This window comes from Streptomyces sp. NPDC059866 (genome assembly GCF_042731325.1).
In the GTDB taxonomy this organism is placed as follows: domain Bacteria; phylum Actinomycetota; class Actinomycetes; order Streptomycetales; family Streptomycetaceae; genus Streptomyces; species Streptomyces flavusporus.
The window spans coordinates 135,112-157,285 of sequence record NZ_JBHWJT010000023.1 but is presented as its reverse complement, the minus strand read 5'-3'; the positions used below and the strand labels follow the sequence as shown (position 1 = coordinate 157,285).

At 72.0% G+C, this 22,174-nt stretch carries 18 protein-coding genes; 13 read left to right on the top strand and 5 right to left on the bottom strand.

Features of this window, described 5'->3' with window-relative positions; genetic code table 11:
* Positions 1-21 precede the first annotated feature (21 nt).
* Entirely contained in the window at positions 22-768 is a 747-nt protein-coding gene (locus ACFV7R_RS31965; protein ID WP_385269669.1) for an MBL fold metallo-hydrolase, read from the top strand.
* A gap of 9 nt (positions 769-777) precedes the next feature.
* A complete protein-coding gene (locus ACFV7R_RS31960; protein ID WP_385269667.1) occupies positions 778-2,013 on the top strand; it encodes a DUF4032 domain-containing protein in 1,236 nt (411 codons plus the stop codon).
* A 1-nt stretch (position 2,014) separates the two neighbouring features.
* Here ACFV7R_RS31960 and ACFV7R_RS31955 read toward each other — a convergent pair whose 3' ends face one another.
* On the bottom strand, positions 2,015-2,884 hold the full coding sequence (locus tag ACFV7R_RS31955; protein WP_385269665.1) for a universal stress protein: 870 nt from the start codon (positions 2,882-2,884) through the stop codon (positions 2,015-2,017).
* A gap of 214 nt (positions 2,885-3,098) precedes the next feature.
* Between ACFV7R_RS31955 and ACFV7R_RS31950 the strand changes: the two genes are divergently transcribed.
* Genes ACFV7R_RS31950 through ACFV7R_RS31940 form a run of 3 tightly spaced genes read left to right on the top strand, consistent with a single transcriptional unit; the run spans position 3,099 to position 6,579 of the window.
* Complete coding sequence (locus ACFV7R_RS31950) at positions 3,099-4,775, top strand: FAD-dependent oxidoreductase (RefSeq protein ID WP_385269663.1); 1,677 nt, start codon at positions 3,099-3,101, stop codon at positions 4,773-4,775.
* Complete coding sequence (locus tag ACFV7R_RS31945; protein WP_385269661.1) at positions 4,772-6,232, top strand: ATP-binding protein; 1,461 nt, start codon at positions 4,772-4,774, stop codon at positions 6,230-6,232. Before ACFV7R_RS31950 ends, ACFV7R_RS31945 begins: the two co-directional genes overlap by 4 nt.
* The gene (locus ACFV7R_RS31940; RefSeq protein ID WP_385269659.1) at positions 6,229-6,579 is read left to right on the top strand and encodes a UBP-type zinc finger domain-containing protein; all 351 of its coding nucleotides are present in this window, start codon (positions 6,229-6,231) and stop codon (positions 6,577-6,579) included. Before ACFV7R_RS31945 ends, ACFV7R_RS31940 begins: the two co-directional genes overlap by 4 nt.
* A 27-nt stretch (positions 6,580-6,606) precedes the next feature.
* On the opposite strand, the gene ACFV7R_RS31935 is transcribed toward ACFV7R_RS31940, so the two are convergent.
* The 4 genes from ACFV7R_RS31935 to ACFV7R_RS31920 form a co-directional block, all read right to left on the bottom strand.
* Positions 6,607-7,821, bottom strand: a complete 1,215-nt coding sequence (locus ACFV7R_RS31935; RefSeq protein WP_385269657.1) for an SGNH/GDSL hydrolase family protein — start codon at positions 7,819-7,821, stop codon at positions 6,607-6,609.
* The gene (locus ACFV7R_RS31930; protein WP_385269655.1) at positions 7,818-10,193 is read right to left on the bottom strand and encodes a glycoside hydrolase N-terminal domain-containing protein; all 2,376 of its coding nucleotides are present in this window, start codon (positions 10,191-10,193) and stop codon (positions 7,818-7,820) included. Before ACFV7R_RS31930 ends, ACFV7R_RS31935 begins: the two co-directional genes overlap by 4 nt.
* 61 nt (positions 10,194-10,254) lie before the next feature.
* Complete coding sequence (locus ACFV7R_RS31925; protein ID WP_385269653.1) at positions 10,255-12,063, bottom strand: alpha-galactosidase D; 1,809 nt, start codon at positions 12,061-12,063, stop codon at positions 10,255-10,257.
* 24 nt (positions 12,064-12,087) lie between these two features.
* A complete protein-coding gene (locus tag ACFV7R_RS31920; protein WP_385269652.1) occupies positions 12,088-13,284 on the bottom strand; it encodes an ROK family protein in 1,197 nt (398 codons plus the stop codon).
* Between the two features lie 213 nt (positions 13,285-13,497).
* Between ACFV7R_RS31920 and ACFV7R_RS31915 the strand changes: the two genes are divergently transcribed.
* The 8 genes from ACFV7R_RS31915 (at position 13,498) to ACFV7R_RS31880 (ending at position 22,139) form a co-directional block, all read left to right on the top strand.
* A complete protein-coding gene (locus tag ACFV7R_RS31915) occupies positions 13,498-14,802 on the top strand; it encodes a CAP domain-containing protein (protein WP_385269650.1) in 1,305 nt (434 codons plus the stop codon).
* 64 nt (positions 14,803-14,866) lie between these two features.
* Positions 14,867-15,544 (top strand): AIM24 family protein, encoded by a 678-nt coding sequence (locus ACFV7R_RS31910; protein WP_385269648.1) that lies wholly within the window; start codon positions 14,867-14,869, stop codon positions 15,542-15,544.
* Between the two features lie 182 nt (positions 15,545-15,726).
* Positions 15,727-16,779 (top strand): tetratricopeptide repeat protein, encoded by a 1,053-nt coding sequence (locus ACFV7R_RS31905; protein WP_385269646.1) that lies wholly within the window; start codon positions 15,727-15,729, stop codon positions 16,777-16,779.
* Positions 16,776-17,813 (top strand): polyprenyl synthetase family protein, encoded by a 1,038-nt coding sequence (locus ACFV7R_RS31900; RefSeq protein ID WP_385269644.1) that lies wholly within the window; start codon positions 16,776-16,778, stop codon positions 17,811-17,813. The genes ACFV7R_RS31905 and ACFV7R_RS31900 overlap by 4 nt, the downstream gene beginning before the upstream one ends.
* A gap of 110 nt (positions 17,814-17,923) precedes the next feature.
* Positions 17,924-18,883 carry a threonine/serine dehydratase gene (locus tag ACFV7R_RS31895; RefSeq protein ID WP_385269642.1) on the top strand — a complete coding sequence of 320 codons (960 nt, stop codon included), beginning with the start codon at positions 17,924-17,926 and terminating at the stop codon, positions 18,881-18,883.
* 110 nt (positions 18,884-18,993) lie between these two features.
* Positions 18,994-20,625: a serine/threonine protein kinase gene (locus ACFV7R_RS31890; RefSeq protein ID WP_385269641.1), complete on the top strand. Its 1,632-nt coding sequence runs from the start codon at positions 18,994-18,996 to the stop codon at positions 20,623-20,625.
* A 41-nt stretch (positions 20,626-20,666) separates the two neighbouring features.
* Positions 20,667-21,638, top strand: coding sequence for an LLM class F420-dependent oxidoreductase (locus tag ACFV7R_RS31885; RefSeq protein ID WP_385269639.1), 972 nt, complete (start codon positions 20,667-20,669; stop codon positions 21,636-21,638).
* Between the two features lie 60 nt (positions 21,639-21,698).
* Positions 21,699-22,139 carry an SsgA family sporulation/cell division regulator gene (locus tag ACFV7R_RS31880; protein ID WP_385269637.1) on the top strand — a complete coding sequence of 147 codons (441 nt, stop codon included), beginning with the start codon at positions 21,699-21,701 and terminating at the stop codon, positions 22,137-22,139.
* Positions 22,140-22,174: the final 35 nt, after the last annotated feature.

The window sequence follows — 22,174 nt, the reverse complement described above, 5'->3', positions numbered from 1 at the left end:
ACCTCACCATGCGGGACGATCATGCGGACAGATGTCCAGCAAGTTGCCGACGGCACCTACCTGGTGCACGGCAGCAACACCAACTGGGTGATCCTCCGCGAGGGGGACGCCGTCACGCTGGTCGACACCGGATATCCCGGGGACCGCCAGGAGGTCCTCGACTCCCTTGCCCAGGTGGGGAGTTCGCCTCAGGCGGTGGCGGCCGTGCTCATCACCCACGCCCACAACGACCATCTGGGATCCGCTCAGTACCTGAGCACCACCTACGGCACGCCGGTGTACCTGCACGAGGCCGAAGTGCCGCACGCGCGCCGGGACTTCCAGCACCAGGTGTCCGTCGGCCGGGTGCTGCGCAACGGCTGGCGGCCGGGCGTGCTGCCGTGGGCGGTGCACGCGATCCGCTCCGGGGGCACCGCCCACAACCCGGTGACCTCGCCCCGGCCCTTCCCCACGGCGGGCCCGCTGGACCTGCCGGGGCGTCCCGTGCCCGTCCACACGCCCGGCCACACCCTCGGCCACTGTGCGTTCCACCTGCCGGACGCCGGGGTGCTGATCTCCGGTGACGCCCTGGTCAGCGGACACCCCACGGCGCGACCGAAGGGTCCGCAGCTGCTGCCCGACATGTTCCATCACGAGCGCGCCCGGGCCCTGGCCTCGCTGGAGCTGTTCGACGGGCTGGACGCCGATGTGCTGGCGCCCGGGCACGGGCCGGTCCACCGAGGCCCGGTGCGGGACGCCGCCCGACAGGCCAGGGAGCGGGCCGTCTAGGGTCGGGCCATGGCATTGCAGATCAGCGCCACCAATCCGGAGCACCCCGCCCTCCTGCTCGAGCTGCCGTGGCACCTGCCGCTGGAGGAGTGGCCGGAGGACCACCTCGTCCCGCTGCCCCGCGGCATCTCCCGCCACGTGGTGCGCTACGCCCGGGCGGGCGGCGAGGTGGTCGCCGTCAAGGAGCTCGCCGAGCGCCCCGCTCTGCGCGAGTACGAGCTGCTGCGCGACCTGGACCGCCTCGGCATCCCCGCGGTGGACCCGCTGGCCGTGGTCACCGGCCGCAGCGACGCGGACGGCGGCCCGCTGGAGTCGGTGCTGATCACCCGGCACCTGAACGGCTCGATGCCGTACCGCTCGATGTTCGAGACGACCATGCGCCCGGCGACCATGCACCGGCTGACGGACGCGCTGGCGGTGCTGCTGGTGCGGCTGCACCTGGCCGGGTTCGCCTGGGGCGACTGCTCGCTGTCGAACACGCTGTTCCGACGGGACGCCGGCGCGTACGCCGCGTATCTGGTCGACGCCGAGACCGGCGAACTGCACCCGCAGCTGAGCTCCGGGCAGCGCGACTACGACCTGGACCTCGCCCGCGTCAACATCAGCGGCGAACTCCTCGACCTGGAGGCGTCGGGGGCGCTGCACCCCTCCGTCGACCCGGTCGAGTTCGGCGCCGGGATCTGCGCCCGCTACGAGGACCTGTGGAAGGAACTGACCCGCACCTCCGTCTACCCGGCGGGCAAGTACCACTACATAGAGCGCCGGATACGCCGCCTCAACGACCTCGGTTTCGACGTGGCCGAGATGCAGATCGAGCACTCCTCGAACGGCGACACGGTCACCTTCGTTCCGAAGGTCGTCGACGCGGGCCATCACCAGCGGCAACTGCTGCGGCTGACCGGCCTGGACACCGAGGAGAACCAGGCCCGCCGCCTGCTGAACGACCTGGAGAGCTGGATGGCCACCCAGGACGACCACGCGCCGGGCGACCCCCTTGCGGCCCGCCCGGAGGTGCTCGCCCACCGTTGGGTGCGCGAGGTGTTCCGGCCCACCGTGCGTGCGGTGCCGCCGGAGCTGCGCGGCGGCATGGACCCGGCCGAGATCTACCACCAGCTGCTCGAGCACCGCTGGTACCTGTCCGAGCGGGCCCAGCACGACATCGGCCTCGACATGGCCGTCGAGGACTACGTCAGGAACATCCTCCCCCACGCGCGGCAGACGGTTCGGCCCGCCGCGTCGGAGTGACTCAGGCGGGCGGGACCACGGCCACCGGGCAGTCCGCGTGGTGCAGGACGCCATGGGCGACCGAGCCGATCCGGGCACCGACGGCGGTACGGCGGGCACGGCGGCCGACGACCATCAGCTGGGCCCGCCCCGCCATCGACAGCAGCACCTGACCGGCGCTGCCCATCTCCACGTGCTCGACCACCGGAACGTCCGGGAACCGGTCCCGCCACGGCTGCACCGCCTCGGCCAGCGCCTTCTTCTCGAACGGCTCGGGGCCGCCGGCCTCGTCGAGCAGGTGGAGCGAGCCGGGGCTGTAGGCGAACATGGGCGGCAGCGTCCAGGCCCGCACCGCGCGGACGGTCGCCCCGCGCGCCGCGGCCGTCTCGAACGCGAACCCCAGCGCGGCGGCGCTGTCCTCCGGGCCGCCCTCCTGACCGACGACGACCTCACGGCCGGCCACCTCGGCCGCGGGCCGGTCCCCGGACCTCACCAGCACCACCGGGCGGGTGGTCGCGGCGATCACCTGCTGGCCGACGGAGCCCAGCAGAAAGCCGACGACCCGGCCGTGGCCGCGCGAGCCGAGCACCAGCAGCTCGGCCTCGGCCGCCGCGGCGACCAGCGTGTCGACGGCGTCGCCCTCCAGGACGTCGGCGGACACGTCCAGGCCGGGGTGCCGCTCGGTGACGGTCCGGACGGCGCCGGCCACGCTGTCGCGCACCCACTGGGCCTGGGTCTCCCGGTCCCCCTCCACCGCCGCGTGCGGCTCGTACCGCCAGGCGTGCACCACGCGCAGCGCCAGCCCGCGGCGGACGGCTTCGCGTCCGGCCCAGGCCAGCGCCGCGAGGCTCTCCTCCGATCCGTCGACCCCTGCCGTGATCGGGCGCGTCATGCGGCTGCCTCCTCGTGTCGCGATCACATCGTCGGGTTTCAGTGTTCCCTACGCTGCCGGCATGAGCCTCGCAGGGGAGCACACAGCGCTGACGAGCGGCGGGCCCGCGGCACAGCAGCGCGCAGCGGGGCGATCGAACATACGATGGGCTGAGCCGGCGCGGTGACGAAGGGGACGCCGTGCCCTGATTCCGACCACTCGGGGTGGGAGACGTATGGCACAGGCCGCCGACACAGCGCGGACCGTCATCATGACCGTGGACGACGACCCTGGAGTCTCCCGTGCCGTCGCCCGGGACCTGAGGCGGCGCTACGGCGAGTCGTACCGGATCGTGCGCGCGGAGTCCGGCGAGTCCGCGCTCGAGGCGCTGCGGGAGCTGAAGCTGCGCGGCGACCTGGTCGCCGTGATCCTGGCCGACTACCGCATGCCGCAGATGAACGGCATCGAGTTCCTCGAACAGGCCCTGGACGTGTATCCGGGCGCGCGGCGGGTGCTGCTGACCGCGTACGCGGACACGAACGCGGCGATCGACGCGATCAACGTCGTGGATCTCGACCACTATCTGCTCAAGCCGTGGGATCCGCCCGAGGAGAAGCTGTACCCGGTGCTGGACGACCTGATCCAGGCGTGGCGCTGCAGCGACTACCGGCCCGTGCCCAGCACGAAGGTCGTCGGGCACCGCTGGTCGGCGCGCTCGTCGGACGTCCGGGAGTTCCTGGCCCGCAACCAGGTGCCGTACCGCTGGTACTCGGCCGAAGAGCCCGAGGGCCGGCGGCTGCTGGCCGCCGCCGGCGCGGACGGGCAGCGGCTGCCGCTGGTGATCACCCCGGACGGCACTCCGCTGGTCGCGCCCGAGGCGCCCGAACTCGCCGCCCGGGTGGGGCTGGCGACGACACCGACGGCCGACTTCTACGATCTGGTCGTCATCGGCGGCGGCCCGGCCGGTCTCGGCGCGGCCGTGTACGGGGCCTCGGAAGGGCTGCGGACGGTGCTCGTGGAGCGGTCCGCGACCGGCGGGCAGGCCGGCCAGAGCTCACGCATCGAGAACTACCTCGGCTTCCCCGACGGGGTGTCGGGCGCGCAGCTCACCGACCGGGCCCGGCGGCAGGCGGCGAAGTTCGGCGCCGAGATCCTCACCGCGCGCGAGGTGACCGGGCTGGAGATCAACGGCGCCGCGCGGGTCGTACGGTTCTCCGACGGCTCGGCGATCGCCGCGCACAGCGTGATCCTGGCGACCGGCGTGTCCTACCGGGAGCTCCCCGCGCCGGGCGTGGACGAGCTGAACGGCTGCGGGGTGTTCTACGGATCGGCGCTGACCGAGGCCGCCTCCTGCCAGGGCCACGACGTGTACATCGTGGGCGGCGCCAACTCCGCAGGGCAGGCGGCGATGTACCTGGCCCGGGGCGCCAAGTCGGTGACCCTCCTGGTGCGCGGGGAGTCGCTGTCGGCGTCGATGTCGTACTACCTGGTCCAGCAGATCGAGGAGGCACCGAACATCTCGGTGCGCTGCGGCACCGCCGTCGAGGCCGCGCACGGCTCCGACCACCTGGAGCAGCTGACGCTGCGCGACGCGGCGACCGGGCAGACCGAACTCGTCGACGCGCAGTGGCTGTTCGTGTTCATCGGCGCGGCCCCGCTGACCGACTGGCTGGACGGCACGGTGCTGCGCGACGAACGCGGGTTCATCCTGGCCGGCCCCGACCTCACGCCGGACGGGCGGCCGCCCGCGGACTGGGAGCTGGACCGGCCGCCGTACCACCTGGAGACCAACATTCCCGGCGTGTTCGTGGCGGGCGACGCACGCGCCGAGTCCGCCAAGCGCGTCGCGTCCGCCGTCGGAGAGGGAGCCATGGCCGTGATGCTCGTCCACCGTTACCTGGAGCAGTCATGAGCGGGCAGCTCCTGCCGTGCAACCCCCGGGAGATCGGCTCACTGTTCCTGTTCGAGAAGCTGAGCCCCGAACAACTCGGACGGCTGTGTGCCGCGGGACGCGTGGAGGGGTTCGAACCCGGTCCGGTGTACACCGAGGGCGAGCCCGCCACCTGCTTCTACGTGATGATCGAGGGCACGGTCGTGCTGTCCCGGCGGGTCGGCGCCGACGACGTCGAGGTCACCCGGACCTCCCAGCCCGGGGTGTACGCCGGGGCCATGCAGGCGTATCTCGGCGACCGGGTGCGGCAGGTCTACAACAACTCGATGCGCGTGACGGAGCCGACTCGGTTCTTCGTGGTGCCCGCGGACACGTTCGCGAGCATCATGCGGGAGTGGTTCCCCATGGCGGTCCATCTCCTGGAGGGGCTCTTCTTCGGCTCGAAGAACACCCAGCGGATGATCGGGCAGCGCGAACGGCTGCTGGCGCTCGGCTCGTTGTCCGCCGGGCTCACCCACGAACTCAACAACCCCGCCGCGGCGGCCGTACGGGCGACCTCGACCCTGCGCGAGCGGGTGGCGAAGATGCGGCACAAGCTCAGCATCATCGCCTCGGGCCCGTTTCCGCGCGAGCAGCTGGCGCATCTCATCGAGATCCAGGACCGCACGGCCGAACTGGTCGCCAAGGCACCGACGCTGAGCCCGCTGGAGGCGGCGGACCGCGAGGACGCCCTCACCGACTGGCTCGACGACCACGGCATCCAGGACGGCTGGCGGCTCGCGCCCACCTTCGTGCAGGCCGGACTGGACATCGACTGGCTGGACCAGGTCGCGGCGGCCGTCGACGAGGAGATCCTCCCCGGAGCGGTCGGGTGGCTCAACTACACGGTCGAGACCGAGCTGCTGATGGACGAGATCGAGGACTCCACCACCCGCATCTCCCACCTCGTGGACGCGGCGAAGCAGTACTCGCAGCTCGACCGCGCCCCGTACCGGATGGCCGACGTGCACGAACTCCTCGACAGCACGCTGCTGATGCTGTCGGGAAAGATCGGACAGCAGATCAAGGTCGTCAAGGACTACGACCGTACGCTCCCGAAGGTCCCCGCCTACCCGGCGGAGCTCAACCAGGTGTGGACCAACCTGATCGACAACGCGGTCTCCGCCATCAACAGCGCAGGCGGCCACGGGACGTTGACGGTGCGGACGGCGCTCGACCACGACCGGATGCTGGTGGAGTTCCGCGACACGGGGCCCGGCGTGCCGCCGGAGATCCGGAACCGTATCTTCGACCCCTTCTTCACCACCAAGCCGGTGGGCGAGGGCACCGGGCTCGGCCTGGACATCTCCTGGCGGATCGTCGTCAACAAGCACCACGGCAGCCTCCAGGTCGAGTCGGTGCCGGGCGACACGCGTTTCCAGGTGCTCCTTCCGCTCACCGCCACGGACGACGAAACGGCCCCCGAGGAGTCGGCATGACCAGTGACACCGGAATCGACCCGACCATCCCGCCCAGCGGTACGGGCTGCGGGGAGTGCGACGAGGTCGGCGGGTGGTGGTTCCATCTGCGGCGCTGTGCCCAGTGCGGCCACATCGGCTGCTGCGACTCCTCCCCCGCCAAGCACGCCACCGCGCACTACGAGGCCACCGGGCACCCCGTGATGCGGAGTTTCGAGCCGGGCGAGGAGTGGTTCTGGAACTTCGCGACGAACGAGATGTACGAGTCCGGCCCCGACCTGGCCCCGCCGGAGAGCCACCCCCTGGACCAGCCGACGCCGGGTCCCGCGGGACGGGTTCCGGCGGACTGGGCGAGGACGTTGCGCTGAGCCGGGCAGCCGACGGCGCCCTGTGAACTACCCCGGCGCGCAGTCCAGGCGCTCGATGTCGACGGCGTCGGCGAGCGCCTGCATCCCCTTGTCGTTGGGGTGCAGGTGGTCGCCGTTGTCGAAGAACGGGAGGATGCGCTCGGGGTCGTAGGGGTTGCGCAGGATGCGGTCGAAGTCGGTGACCGCGTCGAACTCCCCGCTGTTCCGGATGAACGCATTGACCTCCTGACGTACGGCTTCGGCGGCCGGATCCCATTCGTACCAGCCCTTGAAGGGCCCGACGGTGGCGCCGACGACACACTTGCCCGCCGCGTGCGCCCGGTCGAGGATCTCGCGGTAGCCGGCGATGAGATCCTCGGCGGTCACGCCGGTGTGGGCCTTGATGTCGTTGACGCCCTCGAAGAGGAACACGGTCCGCACACCGGGGTGGGACAGGACGTCGCGGTCCAGCCGGTTGAGGGCGCTCTGCCCGGCGCCGTCGGCCAGGACCTTGTTGCCGGAGATCCCTTCGTTGGCCACACCCTTGACGGTCGTACCGGACGCGGCCCGCAGTCGGCGGGCGAGATAGTCGGGCCAGCGCCGGTTCAGGTCGGTGCTGGACTGCCAGCCGTCCGTGATGGAGTCACCGAGCGCGACGACCGCGCCGGTCGACGCGCTCGTGCGGACGGTGACGGCGTCTAGGTAGAACCAGGAGCCGACGGTGTCCGTCCAGTTGGCGGCGCCCTCCTCGGCGGTGTGGTCGCCCTGGGCCGCGTACGACGTCTGCATGGCCATCCAGTGGCCGGTCGCCGGTCCTGCCGCGTCCGGACTGTGCAGGCTGATCACCAGGTCCGTCGCGGCGGGCAGCCGGCCGGGCAGCGGGTCGCTGTAGGCGGTGGCGCCCGCGGGGACGGTGACGGAGCGCGCGCCGTCGAAGGTCAGCCGCCGGTTGCTGCCGGGTACCAGCTCGGCGCCCGTCCGCCGCACACCGGCGTAGACGCTGTCGAAGGTCACCGGCCGGTCCCCGAAGGCGTTGGAGAGCCGGATGCGCAGGTCGTCGCCGCCGACGCTGGTGCGTACGACGAGCCGGTAGCTGCGGTCGGGGGTTCCCTCGCCCATGCGGTCGGCACTGGCGCCCCAGGTGACGACGTCATGCCTGGTCGTCGCCGCCTGCGCCGCCGTCGGCGTGCCCTGGAGGGCGACGGCGACGGCGACGGCCAGGACCGCGATCAGGCCGCCCGGTCGGGCGAACCGGACGGTCATCGGGCGAAGTCCCGCAGCGTGACGGACTCGCCGGGTTCGAGTGTGACCGTGCGGTGGACGCCCGCGTACGCCACGGTCGTGGTCCGGCCGCCGACGCTGCGGATCCGGGCCGAGGCCGGTTTCCCGTCCCGCCAGTCGAGATCCACCACGAAACCGCCGCGCGCGGCGACGCCCGTGACGTGACCGGACGCGGCCCAGGCGTCGGGGAGGGCGGGGAGGAGTTCCAGATGGCCGGGGCGGGAGTAGAGGAGCATCTCGATCATGGCGGCCGGGGTGCCGAAGTTGGCGTCGATCTGGAAGATGCCGCGGCCCTGTTCCACCTCGTAGATGTCGAAGAGGTTGAACGCGGTGCCGTTGCTGCCGCCGGTCGACGGGCGGAGGTTGTTCACGATGAGCCGGTAGGCGTTCTCCGCGTTCTTCAGACGGGCCCAGCACAGGCTGCGCCAGGCGTTCGCCCAGCCGAAGCTCTCCATGCCGCGGGCGGTGAGCTGGGCGGTGGCGCCGTCGACGATGTCCTTCGGGGTGGAGCCGTCGGGGCGGATGCGGTCACCGGGGAACAGCCCGACCAGTCCGGACAGGTGCCGGTGGGTCGTCTCGCCCAGGTTGTCCGGCGACATCCACTCCTCGAGCCAGCCCGTCTTCGGGCTCACCTGCGGCAGGTACAGCTTCCTGCGCAGGCCGGCGATCGTGTCGGCATAGCCGGTGTCCTTCTTCAACTCGGCGGACGCGGCGCAGAAGTTGCCGAACAGCGCCCACACCAGCTCCTGGGCGTAGGTGATGCCCTTGGCGTCGAGCGGGCCGTGCTCCGGCGACCAGTCGCTGTCGGCGATGAGCACCTCCGTCGAGGTGCCGGGGAGCGTCGTGGTGAGCAGCCGGGCCTCCCAGAACTCGCAGGCGCCCTTGAGGAGCGGGTAGATCTTCGTCAGATGCTCTCGCGACCGGGTGTACTCGTAGTGCTCGTAGAGGCTGTTGCTCAGCCAGGCGTTGCCCGCGGGGTGCCACCACCACCCGTTTCCGCCGTGGATGTTGGTGGAGATGGCGACGGTCCAGCCGGCGATCTTCCCCGTGGAGTTGCGGTAGCGGTTGTGCGGGTCGTTGAACAGCCTCCGGGTGAGGTCGGTCCAGGACGGGAGCTGGTCGAGGCAGTAGTCGGTGAAGGCGTCGAAGCACTGGGACAGGCCGGCGCGGTCGGCCATCCAGTAGTTCATCTGGATGTTGATGTCCGTGTGGTAGTCGCCCATCCAGTCCGGGTCATTGCCGTCGAGCCACAGCCCCTGCAGGTTCAGCGGCAGGCTGCCGCGCGATCCGGAGATCATCAGGTAGCGGCCGAACTGGAGGTAGGCGGCCTCCAGTTCGGGGTCGGGCACGCCGTCGCGCGCGCGGGCCTTGAGGCGTTCCCAGGTGTCCAGTTCGCGCTGGGCGGCCGTGGAGGTGCCGAGCGAGAGGCCGAGCTGGTCATAGAGGGCGCGGTAGTCGGCGACGTGCGTGCGCAGCAGGGTGTCGGCCGAGTGCCGGGCGGCGTTGCGGACCTTCGTGCGGGCCAGTTGCTCGGGGTCGAGGGAGGGGTTGCGGTAGTCGGCCTTCGCGTCGGGCGCGTAGTTCGTGCCGCCGCTGACCACCACCGTGAGGTTCCTGCATCCGGAGAAGTCGATCCGTGTGCCGTTCACGGCGACCTTGCCGCCGGTGCCGTAGGCCTTGACGGCGGCGCCGTAGCGCAGCCCGTTGGCCAGGGCGGCCCCGAACGACTCGGCATGCGAAGGCTTCTCGCCGTGCGTGCCGCCGAGGGTGACGGAGCCGGTGTACCGGCCGCCGCCGCTCTGCGTGAAGTGCAGGACGATCACGTCGTCGGGCCGGCTGGCGAAGATCTGCCGGCTGTAGGTGACGCCGGAGCGGACGTAGGAGCTGGTGACCACGCCCTGGGAGAGGTCGAGGGTACGACGGTAGCCGGAGACGGCGGACAGGTCGTGGTCGGGGATGTCGACCGTCAGCCGGGCGAGCAGGGTGAAGGAGCCGAAGTCGGCGCGGCCGTAGGGGAACTGGCCGTCCGCGTCCAGGGTGTCGTTGAGGCCGCCGGTCCACATGGTGGCGTCGGTGATGAGCAGCAGTTCGCGGCCGGGATCGTTGCTCGCGAGGGCGCCGAGGCGGCCGTTGCCGACCGGCAGGCCCTGTTCGATCAGCGAGCCCTCGTCGCCGGGGGCCTGCCACCACAGTTCGTTACGGGCCGAACCGGTGAGGAGCGGCGAGGTGGCGGGGCGCTGCGGGGCCGCGGACGCGGTGAAGGCGGGCAGGCCGCCGAGGGCGGCGGCGAGCGAGCCCGTCGTGGCGAGGGAGAGCAGGGTTCTTCTGCTGGGGTCGGGAGAGCGCGGGTTCATGTGCGGCTCCGGAAAACGTCGGGGGCGGGGGCCCGGCGCAGGGCCGGGCCCCCGGGGAGGGTCAGGAGGAGGACTTCGGTACGTCGATCCGGTCGATGTCCGGCGCGTAGCCCGAACCGCTGTCGAAGGTGATCGTGTTGGTGCCCGCCTTGAGCGTCACGGGTACGTAGACGCTGTTCACCGTCCCCCAGTCGCCGGTGGACGGGAACTTGTGACGGGTGGCGCCGCCGCCGTTGGCGGAGATGTCGGCCGAGCGGGAGTCACCGCTGATGTAGGCGACCTTGACCTGGTAGGTGCCGGCCTTGGCGACGACGACGTCGTTGACGGTGAGCTTGCCGCCGGTGTAGAGGTTGCCGACCTTGCGGCCGTCGGAGCAGGCGGAGCAGTCGGCGACCGAGGCGTTGCCGCTCAGGGTGTTGGCCGAGGCCTCGGCCTCGTAGGCGGTGGAGGTCAGGGCGGTGCCGCGCGGGGTGACGGTGAACAGACGGGAGCCGTGGGCGGGCAGCGCCTGAGTGATCTTGTTGGTGTAGGTGCCGAGGTTCTCCTTGTTCCACAGGTCGCGTACCGAGGCCTTGCCGGTGAAACCGAGGGTGGCCCAGTTCGCGCTCACCGCGGCCGGGGAGTCGGCCAGGTTGAACAGTGCGACCGTGTACGTGCCGTCGGGGTTCTTCGCCGCCCACACCTGCTGCGGGTCGGACGGGGTGACCGGCTCGGCGGGCGGGGTGTCGCCCTGGTTGATCGCGATGACCTCGCGGTTGGTCAGCAGGGAGAGGCCGTAGGAGTCCAGCTTGGTGATGTCGTCGCCGGTGTAGAGCGGGGACTTGGCGATGGCCCAGAGGGTGGCGTAGCTCTGCCGCTCGGCCTTGGTGAGGCCGTCCATCTCACCGTTGCCGACGTCGAGCGAGTCGAGGTCGTTCCAGCCGCCGGGGCCGGCGTGGTCGGTCCAGGCCGGGGCGTCGTACCAGCGGTCGACGACCGAGTTCTCCCAGCTGACCAGGGTGTTGCAGTAGCACTCGACGTCGGTGTCGATACGCCAGCCGTTGGAGTACTTCTTCCAGTCCCCGACGTGCCCGTAGTCCAGGGACCAGGACAGCTCCAGGTGGATCGGGCGGCCGGCGGTGGCGATGGCCTGCTGCCAGGCGGCCACGTCGGCGACGTTGTTGTACTGGTCGCCGCTCTTGAAGGAGCCGGGGCCGACGCCGTCGAGCTTCAGGAAGTCGTAGCCCCAGTCGGCGAACAACTGCGCCTGGGAGTCGATGTACTTCTGCGCGCAGGGATCGGAGAAGTCGATCTTGTACGCGCTGTCCCAGCCGTTGGTGGTGCGCAGGTCGTCGTACACGATGTCGGCGGTGGTGCAGCCCTCGGCGTTCCAGATCGGCGTCCTGCCGTCGTTGTACGCCCCCTTCTCCAGGCCGACCGGGAGGTAGATGCCGGCCTTGAGGCCCTTGGAGTGGATGCGGTCGGCGACGGCCTTCATGCCGCTCGGGAAGCGCTCCGGGTCGGCCTTCTGGCGGCCGTACTCGTCGTAGTTCTGCTTCCACGACCAGTCCATCCACCAGCCGGCGTCGATGTTGACGTACTCGTAGCCGTACGGCTTCAGCTTCTTGGCGAGGGCGCCGGCCTGCTTCAGGACGTTCGCCTCGGTGAGGTAGCTGTAGTCGCCGTCCGGGTTGAGGCCCGGGTACTTCGACGACTGCATGCTCCAACTGGACCAGCCCATGTAGGGCTTGGCCGCGAGGGGCGGTGGTGCTTCGGTCCCGGCGGACGCCTGGGCCGCCGGTGCCGCCGTCGCGAAGCCGGCGGTGAGGGCCAGCACAACCACGGCTCTCAGACCGCGTACGGGCAGGACGGAGTACGAGGATGACCGCATGGGTCGTGCCTCCTGGGGGTCGGTTCAGCTGCGGGTGGGGTGGGGCTGGTTCCGGTCCGTGGTGATGAAGCTCTGGATGGCGGTGGCCGCGGCGCCGCGGGCCCACTCCTCGAAGGGCAGCGGGCGGGTCCGTACGTCGCACCGGGCGGCGGAGCCGAACGCGGCCGCGGCGAAGGTGTCGCGGATCTGCTCGGCGAACAGGTCGTAGGCGGCCAGCCCCTCACCGGAGATGATCACCAGCTCGGGTCCGAGGAGGTTGGCCACCGTGGCGATGCCGCGGCCGATCGCCTCCCCCGCGCGCGCGTACACCGCGCGCGCCCCGGCATCGCCGCGATGGGCGAGGGCCAGTGCCTGCGCCGAGTCGGCGACCTGAACACCCGTCGCCTCCCTGATCCCGGCGAGGATCGCCGTGTCCCCCGCGATCGCCTCCACGCATCCCCGGTTGCCGCAGTGGCACGGCGGGCCTGCCGGGTCGACGGCCACATGGCCGATCTCACCGGCCACCCCGTGCGCGCCGGCGACCACCTGACCGTGCACGACCAGGCCGCAGCCGATGCCCGCGCCGACGGTCACCACGGCGAAGTCCGACAGCCCCACTCCGGCCCCGAACCACTGCTCGGCGACGGTCAGGGCACGTACGTCGTTGTCGACGGTGACCGGCAACCCGGTCGTCATGGCGGCGAGTTCGGCGAGCGGCACGTCCCGCCACTCCAGGAAGGGCGAGTAGCGGACGGCCCCGGCGGCCCGGTCGACGTCACCGGAGACGGCGAGGCCGAGGCCGAGGACCGGTACCCCGAAGCCGTCCGCCTCGGTGAGCAGTTCCCGTACCAGGTCCGCGATCGCCGCCAGTACCGGCTCGGGGCCACGGTCGGGCAGCGGCACGTGCCGGGCGACGCGGATGCGGCAGCACAGGTCCGTGAGGACGCCGATGAGTTCGTCGCCGGTCACCTTGACGCCGATGAACAGGGCCCGGCCGCCTTCCACCCGTACCGGGTTCGCGGGCCGGCCGAGCGCGCGACGGGCCTCTTCGTCCGTGTCCTCGACCAGGTATCCGGCCTCGATCAGCGGCCGGACCGCCTTGGTCACCGCCGCCGCGGACAGCCCGGTCCGCTCGGCCATCTCCGAGCGGGTGAGAGGGCCGTGGGACAGGACGGTGGTGAAGATCTGCGAAGCGGCGGGCGTGGCGGCCGGGAACGTCTCGGCGGGGGAGGTCGAGCGCATGGCCGAGAACCTAGGGGCCTTATTTTCTGCTGTCAATGAAAGAAGCAGAACTCATCAAGATGTCAGCGAAGAGAGCATTTCTTCTTCGCATGTGAGGCAAAATCGGCGGTGAATCACCGCATCAAAGGTACCCGGCCTGCCGGGAACCGCCGTCCGACGATGGACGTTGTCCGAGCAACCCCACCAGACCTCGGCCTACAACAGGGCGGCACCATGAGCGAGTTGGTCCCCGGGGGCAATCTGCCCCTTCCGGGCGGCGCCCTGACCGTGCGGGTTCCCGGTCCCTTCGACGTGTCCGCGCTCATCACGGACGACGGCGGCAAGGTCCGGGGCGACGGCGACTTCGTCTTCTACAACCAGCCGGCCGCCCCGGGAGCCCGGCTGCGCGGCGACACGCTCACCGTCGATCCGCCGCGGCTGCGCGCCGGGGCCACCCGGGTCACCGTGGTCGTCAGTTCCGCCGACCCCGGCACCGCACTGGGCCGGCTGCCCGCCCCCACGCTGTACGTCACGGATCCGGCCGGCCGCACGCTGGCCCGGTTCGCTCCTGCGCGCCCCGGCCAGGAGACCGTCCTGCTGCTCGCCGAGATATACCGGCGCGGTGCGGGCTGGAAGCTGCGAGCGCTCGGGCAGGGGTACTCCGACGGACTGGCGGGCCTGGCCCGCGACTTCGGTGTCGACGTGCTGGACGACACGCCGCCCCACCCCGCACCACCCTCCGGCCCGGCGCGCGACGTCCCCGACCCGGACGGATTCCTCGGTCTGGTCAACTCCGCCCGTGCCCGCGTGGGTTCCCCGCCTGTCTCCCCGGACCCCCGCCTGACCACCGCGGCCCGTGCACACGCCGCGGCCATGGCGGCGGCGGGACGGCTCGGCGTGGAGAGCCGGGACGGCGTCTCGGTCCACCAGCGCGTCACCGCCGCCGGGTACACGTACATCACCGTCGGCGAGCATCTCGTCTCCGGACCGCGCACGCCGGCGGAGTTCGTGGACTACTGCCTGCGCACGGACGGACCCAGCCGCACGCTGCACGACCCGGCCTTCCTCCACACCGGCCTGGCGTACGTGCGCGGCGGCCGCTCCGGGGACACGTACTGGACCGCCCTGTGGGCCAGGCCCCTCACCCCGGCCGAGCTGACCCGCACGGCGGCCGAGGTCGTCGAGCTCACCAACCGTGAACGCACCCGGGCCGGTCTGCCGCCGCTGGCCGTCGACCCCCTGCTGACCGCGGCCGCACAGGCGCACAGCGCGGACATGGTGGCCCGGGACTTCTACTCCCACACCGCGCCCGACGGGAGCCAGCCCTGGGACCGGGCCGCCGCCGCGGGGTCCACCCGGCGCTCGATCGGCGAGAACATCGCCTGCGGTCAGCGCTCCCCCGCCGAAGTCGTGACCGGCTGGATGAACAGCCCCGGCCATCGCGCCAACATCCTCAAGCCCGGCTTCACCCACATCGGGATCGGCTTCGCCGGCGGCGGCCGCGCGGGAACGTACTGGACCCAGCTCTTCGGCGCCTGACGACACACCACCCCGACCGGCCCGCGACCTTGGCGAAACCACATCCTCCGGACAGGATGCCCCCATGAAGGGTGACCTCTTTTCCAGCGAGCACATGGTGCAGCCGGCCACGGCGCCGGGCATGACCGTCGAGAACGCCAAGTGCATCAGATACGCCGTCGACAGCGAGATGCTCGCCCGCCAGGGCGCGATGATCGCCTACCGCGGCAACCTCACGTTCGAGCGCAAGGGCCAGGGCGTGGGCGGCATGCTCAAGCGTGCGGTCACCGGCGAGGGGCTGCCCCTCATGGCGGTGCGCGGACAGGGCGAGGCCTGGTTCGCGCACGAGGCGCAGAACTGCTTCGTCGTCGAGGTCGAGCCCGGCGACGAGTTCACCGTCAACGGCCGCAACGTCCTGTGCTTCGACGCCTCGTTGGCGTACCGGATCGCCACGGTGAAGGGCGCGGGGATCACCGGCGGCGGCCTGTTCAACAGCGTCTTCACGGGGCACGGCAGGCTCGGGCTGGTGTGTGACGGCAACCCGCTGGTCATCCCGGTCTCGGCGCAGTACCCGGTGTACGTCGACACGGACGCGGTGGTCGGCTGGTCCGCGGGGCTGCAGACCTCGCTGCACCGTTCCCAGTCCATCGGCTCGATGCTGCGCGGCGGTTCCGGGGAGGCCGTCCAGCTGATGCTGCAGGGCGAGGGGTACGTCGTGGTGCGGCCGAGCGAAGCGACACCGTCCAAGGCGCAGCAGCACTGAGTGCCACTGACGTGATCTGTACCTCACGGGCAACCTCGCCGCACGCGCCCACGTCTTGACCCACAGCAGGTGAGGCCCTGACCCTCCCCGGGGGACCAGGGCTTCTTTCCAAGGTGCTATACACGCCATGTATACACACAGTGTAGAGATGGTGTGTACAGCCGTGACGGCGAAGGGCATCCATGTACGGCAAGGCAGTCGCCCCGGAGTATCAGGGCGCACTCACCACCCTGTCCGTGAACTCCTCACTGGTCGACGTACTGGCCACCGGCACCGAGCAGTTGAGGGCCGCGGAACGGGCCGGGCAGCCGGGCGAAGTGGCCCGCTGCGGCCTCGCGGTCGCCGAGGCGCACCGGCGGCTGGGACAGGTGCGGGACGCGGACCGGGCGTGGAAGGCGAGTTACCGCGCGGCCCGGGACGCCGGGGACACCGCCGCGATGGCCTGGGCGCTGTGGAGCGGCGGGACCCTGGCCCGACAGCGCGGCGCATTCGCCCTGGCCCGGCGGCTGCTGGGGCTCGCGGCCGAACTCGGTGAGCGGGGCGACGACATCGTGGTGCGTGGCTACTCGCTGGCGGGCCTGGCCGAGACCGGCCGCATCCAGGGCGACTACGAGGCCGTCGGCAGGCTGCACGAGCAGCTTCTGGCAGAGGCCCGCAGGCGCGGCGAGGCACGGCACACCGTGTGGGCGCTGGAGGGCATCGCGCAGATGCACCGCAACTCCGGTGCCTACGACCGGGCGTACGCCCTGTTCGAGGAGGCGGCGCAGATCGCCGCGCGCGCCGACGACCGGCGCGGCCACGCCTGGGCACTGCGCGGGCTCGCCGACGTCGTCTCCGTGCGGGACGGTGACACGGAGCGGGCGCTGGCCCTGCTGTCCGAGGCGGAGAAGACCTGCCGCGCGATGAACCTGACGAGTGCGCTGGCGTACAACCACAAGATGCGCGGCAACGTCCACTACCGCGCCGGGCGGTACACCGAGGCCCGGAACCTGTACGAGCAGGCACTCGCCGAGTTCCGCGCCATGAGCGAACCGCGCGGGGAGGCGCTCGCCCGGCTGGGCCTGGCCAAGTCCCTGGCCCGGCTGGGCCGCGACCGCACCGAGACGGCGGCCGAACTGGCCGACCTGGCCCGGACGTTGGAGCGGATCGGGCTGCGGCATGCGCGGGAGATGGTGGCCCGGGCCGAGGAGGAGCTCGGTCTCGACCCGCGCCGGACGCTGGAGGCCGTACGGTGACGGCGCTGCACACGGCCGTTCCGGCGCCCGCCTCGGCTCCCGAAGTCCTCCTCCGCTGCCGGGAGTTGGTGCGGCCGACGCTGCAGGAGGCCGTCGGGCGGATGCATCCGTGGGTGGGCGAGATGGCCGCGTACTCCTTCGGCTGGTGCGAGGTGGGCGGCACTCCGGCCGGCGCACCGGGCGGCAAGGGGGTCCGGCAGGCCCTGGCGGTGCTCGGCGCCGAGGCCGCGGGCGCACCCGGGCTGTGCGGGGTGCCCGCGGCGGTCGCGGTGGAGCTGGTGCACGCCTTCTCGCTGCTGCACGACGACATCATGGACGGCGACGCGACCCGGCGCCGCCGCCCCGCGGTGTGGAAGGCGTACGGCACGGGCCCCGCGGTCCTCGCGGGCGACGCGCTGTTCGCGCTGGCCGTCGAGACGCTCGCCGGGGCACCGGCCGGCCCGGACGCCCTGCGTCTGCTGTCCGGGGCGCTGGGCGATCTGGTGCGCGGCCAGGCCGACGACCTGCTGTTCGCCGAGCGGCCCTGGAGCGGTCCGCGGCGCGTGCGGCCCGCGGAGTACCGGGCGATGGCCGAGCACAAGACGGGCTCACTGCTCGGCGCCGCACTCGCCCTGGGTGTCCTCCTCGGCGGCGCGCCACCGGCCGCGGTGGCCACCCTCGACCGCGCCGGACGGCAGCTGGGCATCGCCTTCCAGATCCTGGACGACGTGCTGGGCATCTGGGGCGACCCCGCCGTCACCGGCAAGCCGGTGCTCGCCGACCTGCGGGAGCGCAAGAAGACGTTCCCGGTGCTGCTCGCCCTGCAGGACCCCGATCCGGCCGCCGGCCGCCTCACCGCGCTGCTGGAATCGGCCGGGGACCCGGCCGAGGCGGCCGCGCTGATCGACGAGGCGGGCGGCCGTACCGCGGCACTGGCCGAGGCGCACCGGCACATCGCCGCAGCCGACGCGGCCCTCACGGGCGTACCGCTTCAGCCGCGGGCCGTCGCCGAGCTGCGGGCGCTGCTGGACTTCCTGGTGCGGCGCGATCTGTAGCGGGAGCCGTCCGGTCACCGAGACCGTGTTGACCAGCGGCGGCGCCCGCGTCAGGGTTCAGAACGGCGCGGCCCCACCACCGACGCTGCCGCGCCGGAAGGGTGAGTTCCTTGATCGGCATCTCGGACATCGAAGCCGCCGCCGAGCGGATCGCCGGACATGTCATTCGCACCCCCACGGTGCCGAGCCCCGGCCTGTCCGGACTGCTCGGCGTCCCGGTGACCGCGAAGCTGGAACTCCTGCAACGCACCGGCTCCTTCAAGGCGCGCGGGGCGGCGGCCAAGCTGCTGTCGCTGAGCGAGGCCGAGCGGGCCGCCGGTGTCGTGGCGGTCAGCGGCGGCAACCACGGGATCGCCCTCGCGGTCATGGCGGCCGCCCTCGACGTGAAGGCGACGGTGGTCATGCCGCGCTCGGCGCCCGCACGGGCGGTCGAGATCGCCCGCGACACCGGTGCGACGGTGCGCCTGACCGACGACATGGGCGGCGCGTTCAGCCTCGTGACCGAGCTGCGGGACGAGGGCCTGACACTGGTGCACCCCTTCGACGACCCCGTGGTCGTCGCCGGACAGGGCACGGTGGGGCTGGAGCTCGCCGACGACGCGGGCGAGGTCACCGACGTGTTGGTCAGCATCGGGGGCGGCGGGCTGATCGCCGGCGTGGCCGCGGCCCTGCGCGCTCGCCGCCCCGACGTGCGGATCTGGGGCGTGGAGACCGAGGGCGCCGAGGCCATGTCCGAGGCGCTCGGGGCGGGCGGCCCGGTACCGGTCGCGCTGTCGTCGATCTCGACCACGCTCAGCGCTCCGTCGGTGTCGCAGCTGACGTACGACCATGTGTCCGCCCTGGTCAGCGACGTCCTCGTGGTTCCCGACCGGGACGCCGTACGGGGCTGTCTGGACCTCGCCGAACACGCCAAGGTGTGGACGGAACCGGCCGCCGGCTGTCTGCTGCCCGCCGCCCGGCGGGTCGTGGAACGGATCGGCGACGGCTGCCGGCTCGGTCTGGTGGTGTGCGGGGGCAATGCGTCGACCGCCGACGTGATGACCTGGGCGGGCCGCTTCGGCGTTCTTTGACGGATCGTCAAAATTTCGGGCTCGCCCGAATATGCGCCCGCCGCGTTGAACGCCTGCCGTCGCGCCCCGCGTACCAGTGGCAAAGGTGACAGCCAGGCGTTCAGCGAGGGATGACCATGGGCAAGGCGTACGTCTCGGCACACGGGTTGGTCGCCGGAAGGTACCGGCTCCTCGATGCCGTCCACCGCGAGACAAACCGGGTCTGCTGGTACGGGGAGGACGTCGAGGCCGGGCGGCCCTGTCTGGTGACGCAGGTCGGGCTGCCGGGCGAGCTCGGCGGGGAGAGCGCGCGCCGGACGGTCGGCCGCATCATGCGCACATCGGAGACGATGGGGCGGCTGTGCCCCGGCCGGGTCGCGCCCGTCGTCGACGCGGTGGAGGAGGCGGGCACGCTGTGGACGGTCACCGAGTGGGTGGGCGGCACACCGCTCGGTGAACTCCTCACCGAGCAGGGCCCGTTCAACTATGTGCGGGCGGCGCGGATCGGGCTGGAGCTGCTCGATGTGCTGGAGGCGGCGCACGGTCAGGGCATCACGCATGGCGAGCTGAGCCCCGGGCAGGTGTTCGTCCGCGAGGAGGGCCCGGTCGTCGTGGCCGGATTCGGACTGGCCGGCGCGACGCTGGCACCGCGGCTCGCCGCACCCTCGTACGCCTCCCCCGAGCAGGCCCGTGACGAGCGGATCGGCCCGGCGGCCGATCTGTGGGCGCTCGGCGCGATCCTCTACACCATGGCCGAGGGGCGCCCGCCGTTCCGGGACCGGGACCAGCCCGAGGCCACGCTGAAGGGCGTGGACCGGCTCCCGCTGCGCTCACCGCAGCGCGCCGGACCCCTCACCCAGGTCGTGCAGGGGCTGCTGCGCAAGGACTCCCGGGAGCGGCTGACCCGGCCGGTGGTGCGCGAGGCCCTCACCCGAGTGGTGAACGAGGACCCCGACGCGGCCCTGCCGGCCGCGCCGACGCCCCGGCTGCGCCGCGCGTACGCCGCCGCCTGGCATGCCACCGGACCGGGGTGGAGCAGACGAACCATGATCGCCGGGACGGCGCTCGCCGTCGTCACCGTCGCCGTCGCCGTCCTCGCGGTGACCCGCGAGCTGCCCGACGACGACACCTCCGCGTCCGGGGCACAGCCCAGTCCCCCCACCTCGGCCGCGCCCTCGCAGACGGACCGCCCGTCCGCGCCGTCGACACCGGCGCCGACCCCGACCCCCACCCCGACCCCGACCCCGACGGCACCGCCCACCACCGCGACCCCGTCGGCCCCGGCGACGGCCCTCCCGCAGGGTTTCCGCCGTTACGACTCGCCCGAGGGCTTCTCCATCGCCCTCCCGGACGGCTGGCAGCCGCTGCGCACCAGCCGCGTGTCCGACCTGGCGTACCGCGTGGTCCTCGGCGCGCCGGACGACCCCCGCACGCTCGCCGTGACCTACAGCGAACGCGTCGGCGACGACCCGGTCGCCGTCTGGCGCGACGACGTCGAACCGGACCTGAAGCAGCAGGCCGACGACTACCGGCGGGTCGGCGAGATCCAGGCGACGACCTACCAGGGGCGCGAGGCCGCCGACATGCAGTGGGTCGTCGAGGCCGACGGCACTGTGGTGCGCACCTTCGGACGCGGCTTCCTCATCGGAGGCGGCCGTGGCTACTCGCTGCGCTGGACCACGCCCGCCGACGACTGGGAGGACGCCGAGAACCAGCAGGCCCTGGACACCTTCCTGCGGACCTTCCGGACGCCCTCGGAGTGAGTCCCCCGTTTCTGCCGACCCGACGCGGAAACTCGCCCTTCATGGTGCAAATCGGATACACGATGATGACCGAACAGGCCGGTCCCCGTGAGCTCGTCGACCATGTGGTGCGCGCCGAGGAGGCGGGCTTCGACTTCTCGGTGACCTCGGACCACTACTTTCCGTGGCTGCGCTCGCAGGGGCACTCCCCGTACGCGTGGAGCGTGCTGGGCGCGGCGGCGCAGGCGACGTCCCGCATCCCGCTGATGACGTACGTGACATGCCCGACCTTCCGCTACCACCCGGCGGTGGTCGCGCAGAAGGCGGCGACCGTGCAGCTGTTGTCGCAGGGCCGGTTCCGGCTCGGGCTCGGGTCGGGTGAGAACCTCAACGAGCATGTGGTGGGCGGCGGTTGGCCGTCCGTGGACGTGCGGCACGAGATGCTGGAGGAAGCGGTCCGGATCATCCGGGAGCTCTTCGCGGGCGGCCATGTGACCCATCGCGGCACGCACTTCGACGTGGAGTCGGCCCGGCTCTGGGACCTGCCCGACGAGCCGCCGCCCATCGGCATCGCCGTCTCCGGAGAACGTTCCTGCGCGCTGGCCGGCAGACTCGCCGACCTGGTCATCGCGACCGAACCGAAGCCGGGGCTGCTGGACACCTTCGACCGGCACGGCGGTGCGGGCAAGCCGCGCGTGGGCCAGTTGCCCGTCTGCTACGACCCCGTCCGCGACACCGCGGTCAAGCGGGCGCATGCGCAGTTCCGCTGGTTCGGCAGCGGCTGGAAGGTGAACGCGGAGCTGCCGCACCCGGACTCCTTCGAGTCGGCCACCCAGTTCGTCACACCGGACGACGTCGCCGACTCGATCCCCTGCGGTGACGACCCGGAGGACTTCGTCGCAGCCGTACGCCCGTACGCCGAGGCCGGGTTCACCGAGATCGCCCTGGTACAGATCGGCGGCGAGTCGCAGCCGGACTACCTGGACTGGTCGGCGAAGACCCTGCTGCCCGCACTGCGCGACGCCCTTGACTGAGCATCACGCGTACAACGGGGTACCTGGGCTCTCCAGGACCGCTCTCCTCGGAGGCCCCTCGTGAACCCCTACGTGCACAGGACTCTGGTCATGCAACTGCAGGCGGGCGCCACGGACCGCTTCCCCGTGGTCGCCCATCTGAGCTACGACGCGGACGACCCGTTCGCCGTCACCGTGGTGTTCAGTCACGACGGCCGGGTGCTCGCCCGGTGGCGGCTGGACCGGGAGATGCTCCAGGACGGGCTGCGCCGGCCGGTCGGAACGGGCGACGTGCGGTTCCGTCCGGTGTCGACGGGAGCGTGGGCGGAACTGCGCATGGAGTTCTTCGGCGACGCCCGGCCGGACGGCGGACGGCATCACGCGGTGGTGTTCGCCTGGGCCCCGGCGGTCGAGGCGTTCCTGCGCCGGACCCATGACGTGGTCGCCCCCGGTCAGGAGCGCTTCAGCGTCGACGACTTCCTGGCAGAGGTCATCGCCGAGGCTGAGCGGGGCGGTGGTTGAGCAACCCGGTCGGTCGGCGCCACCGCCCCGCTGTC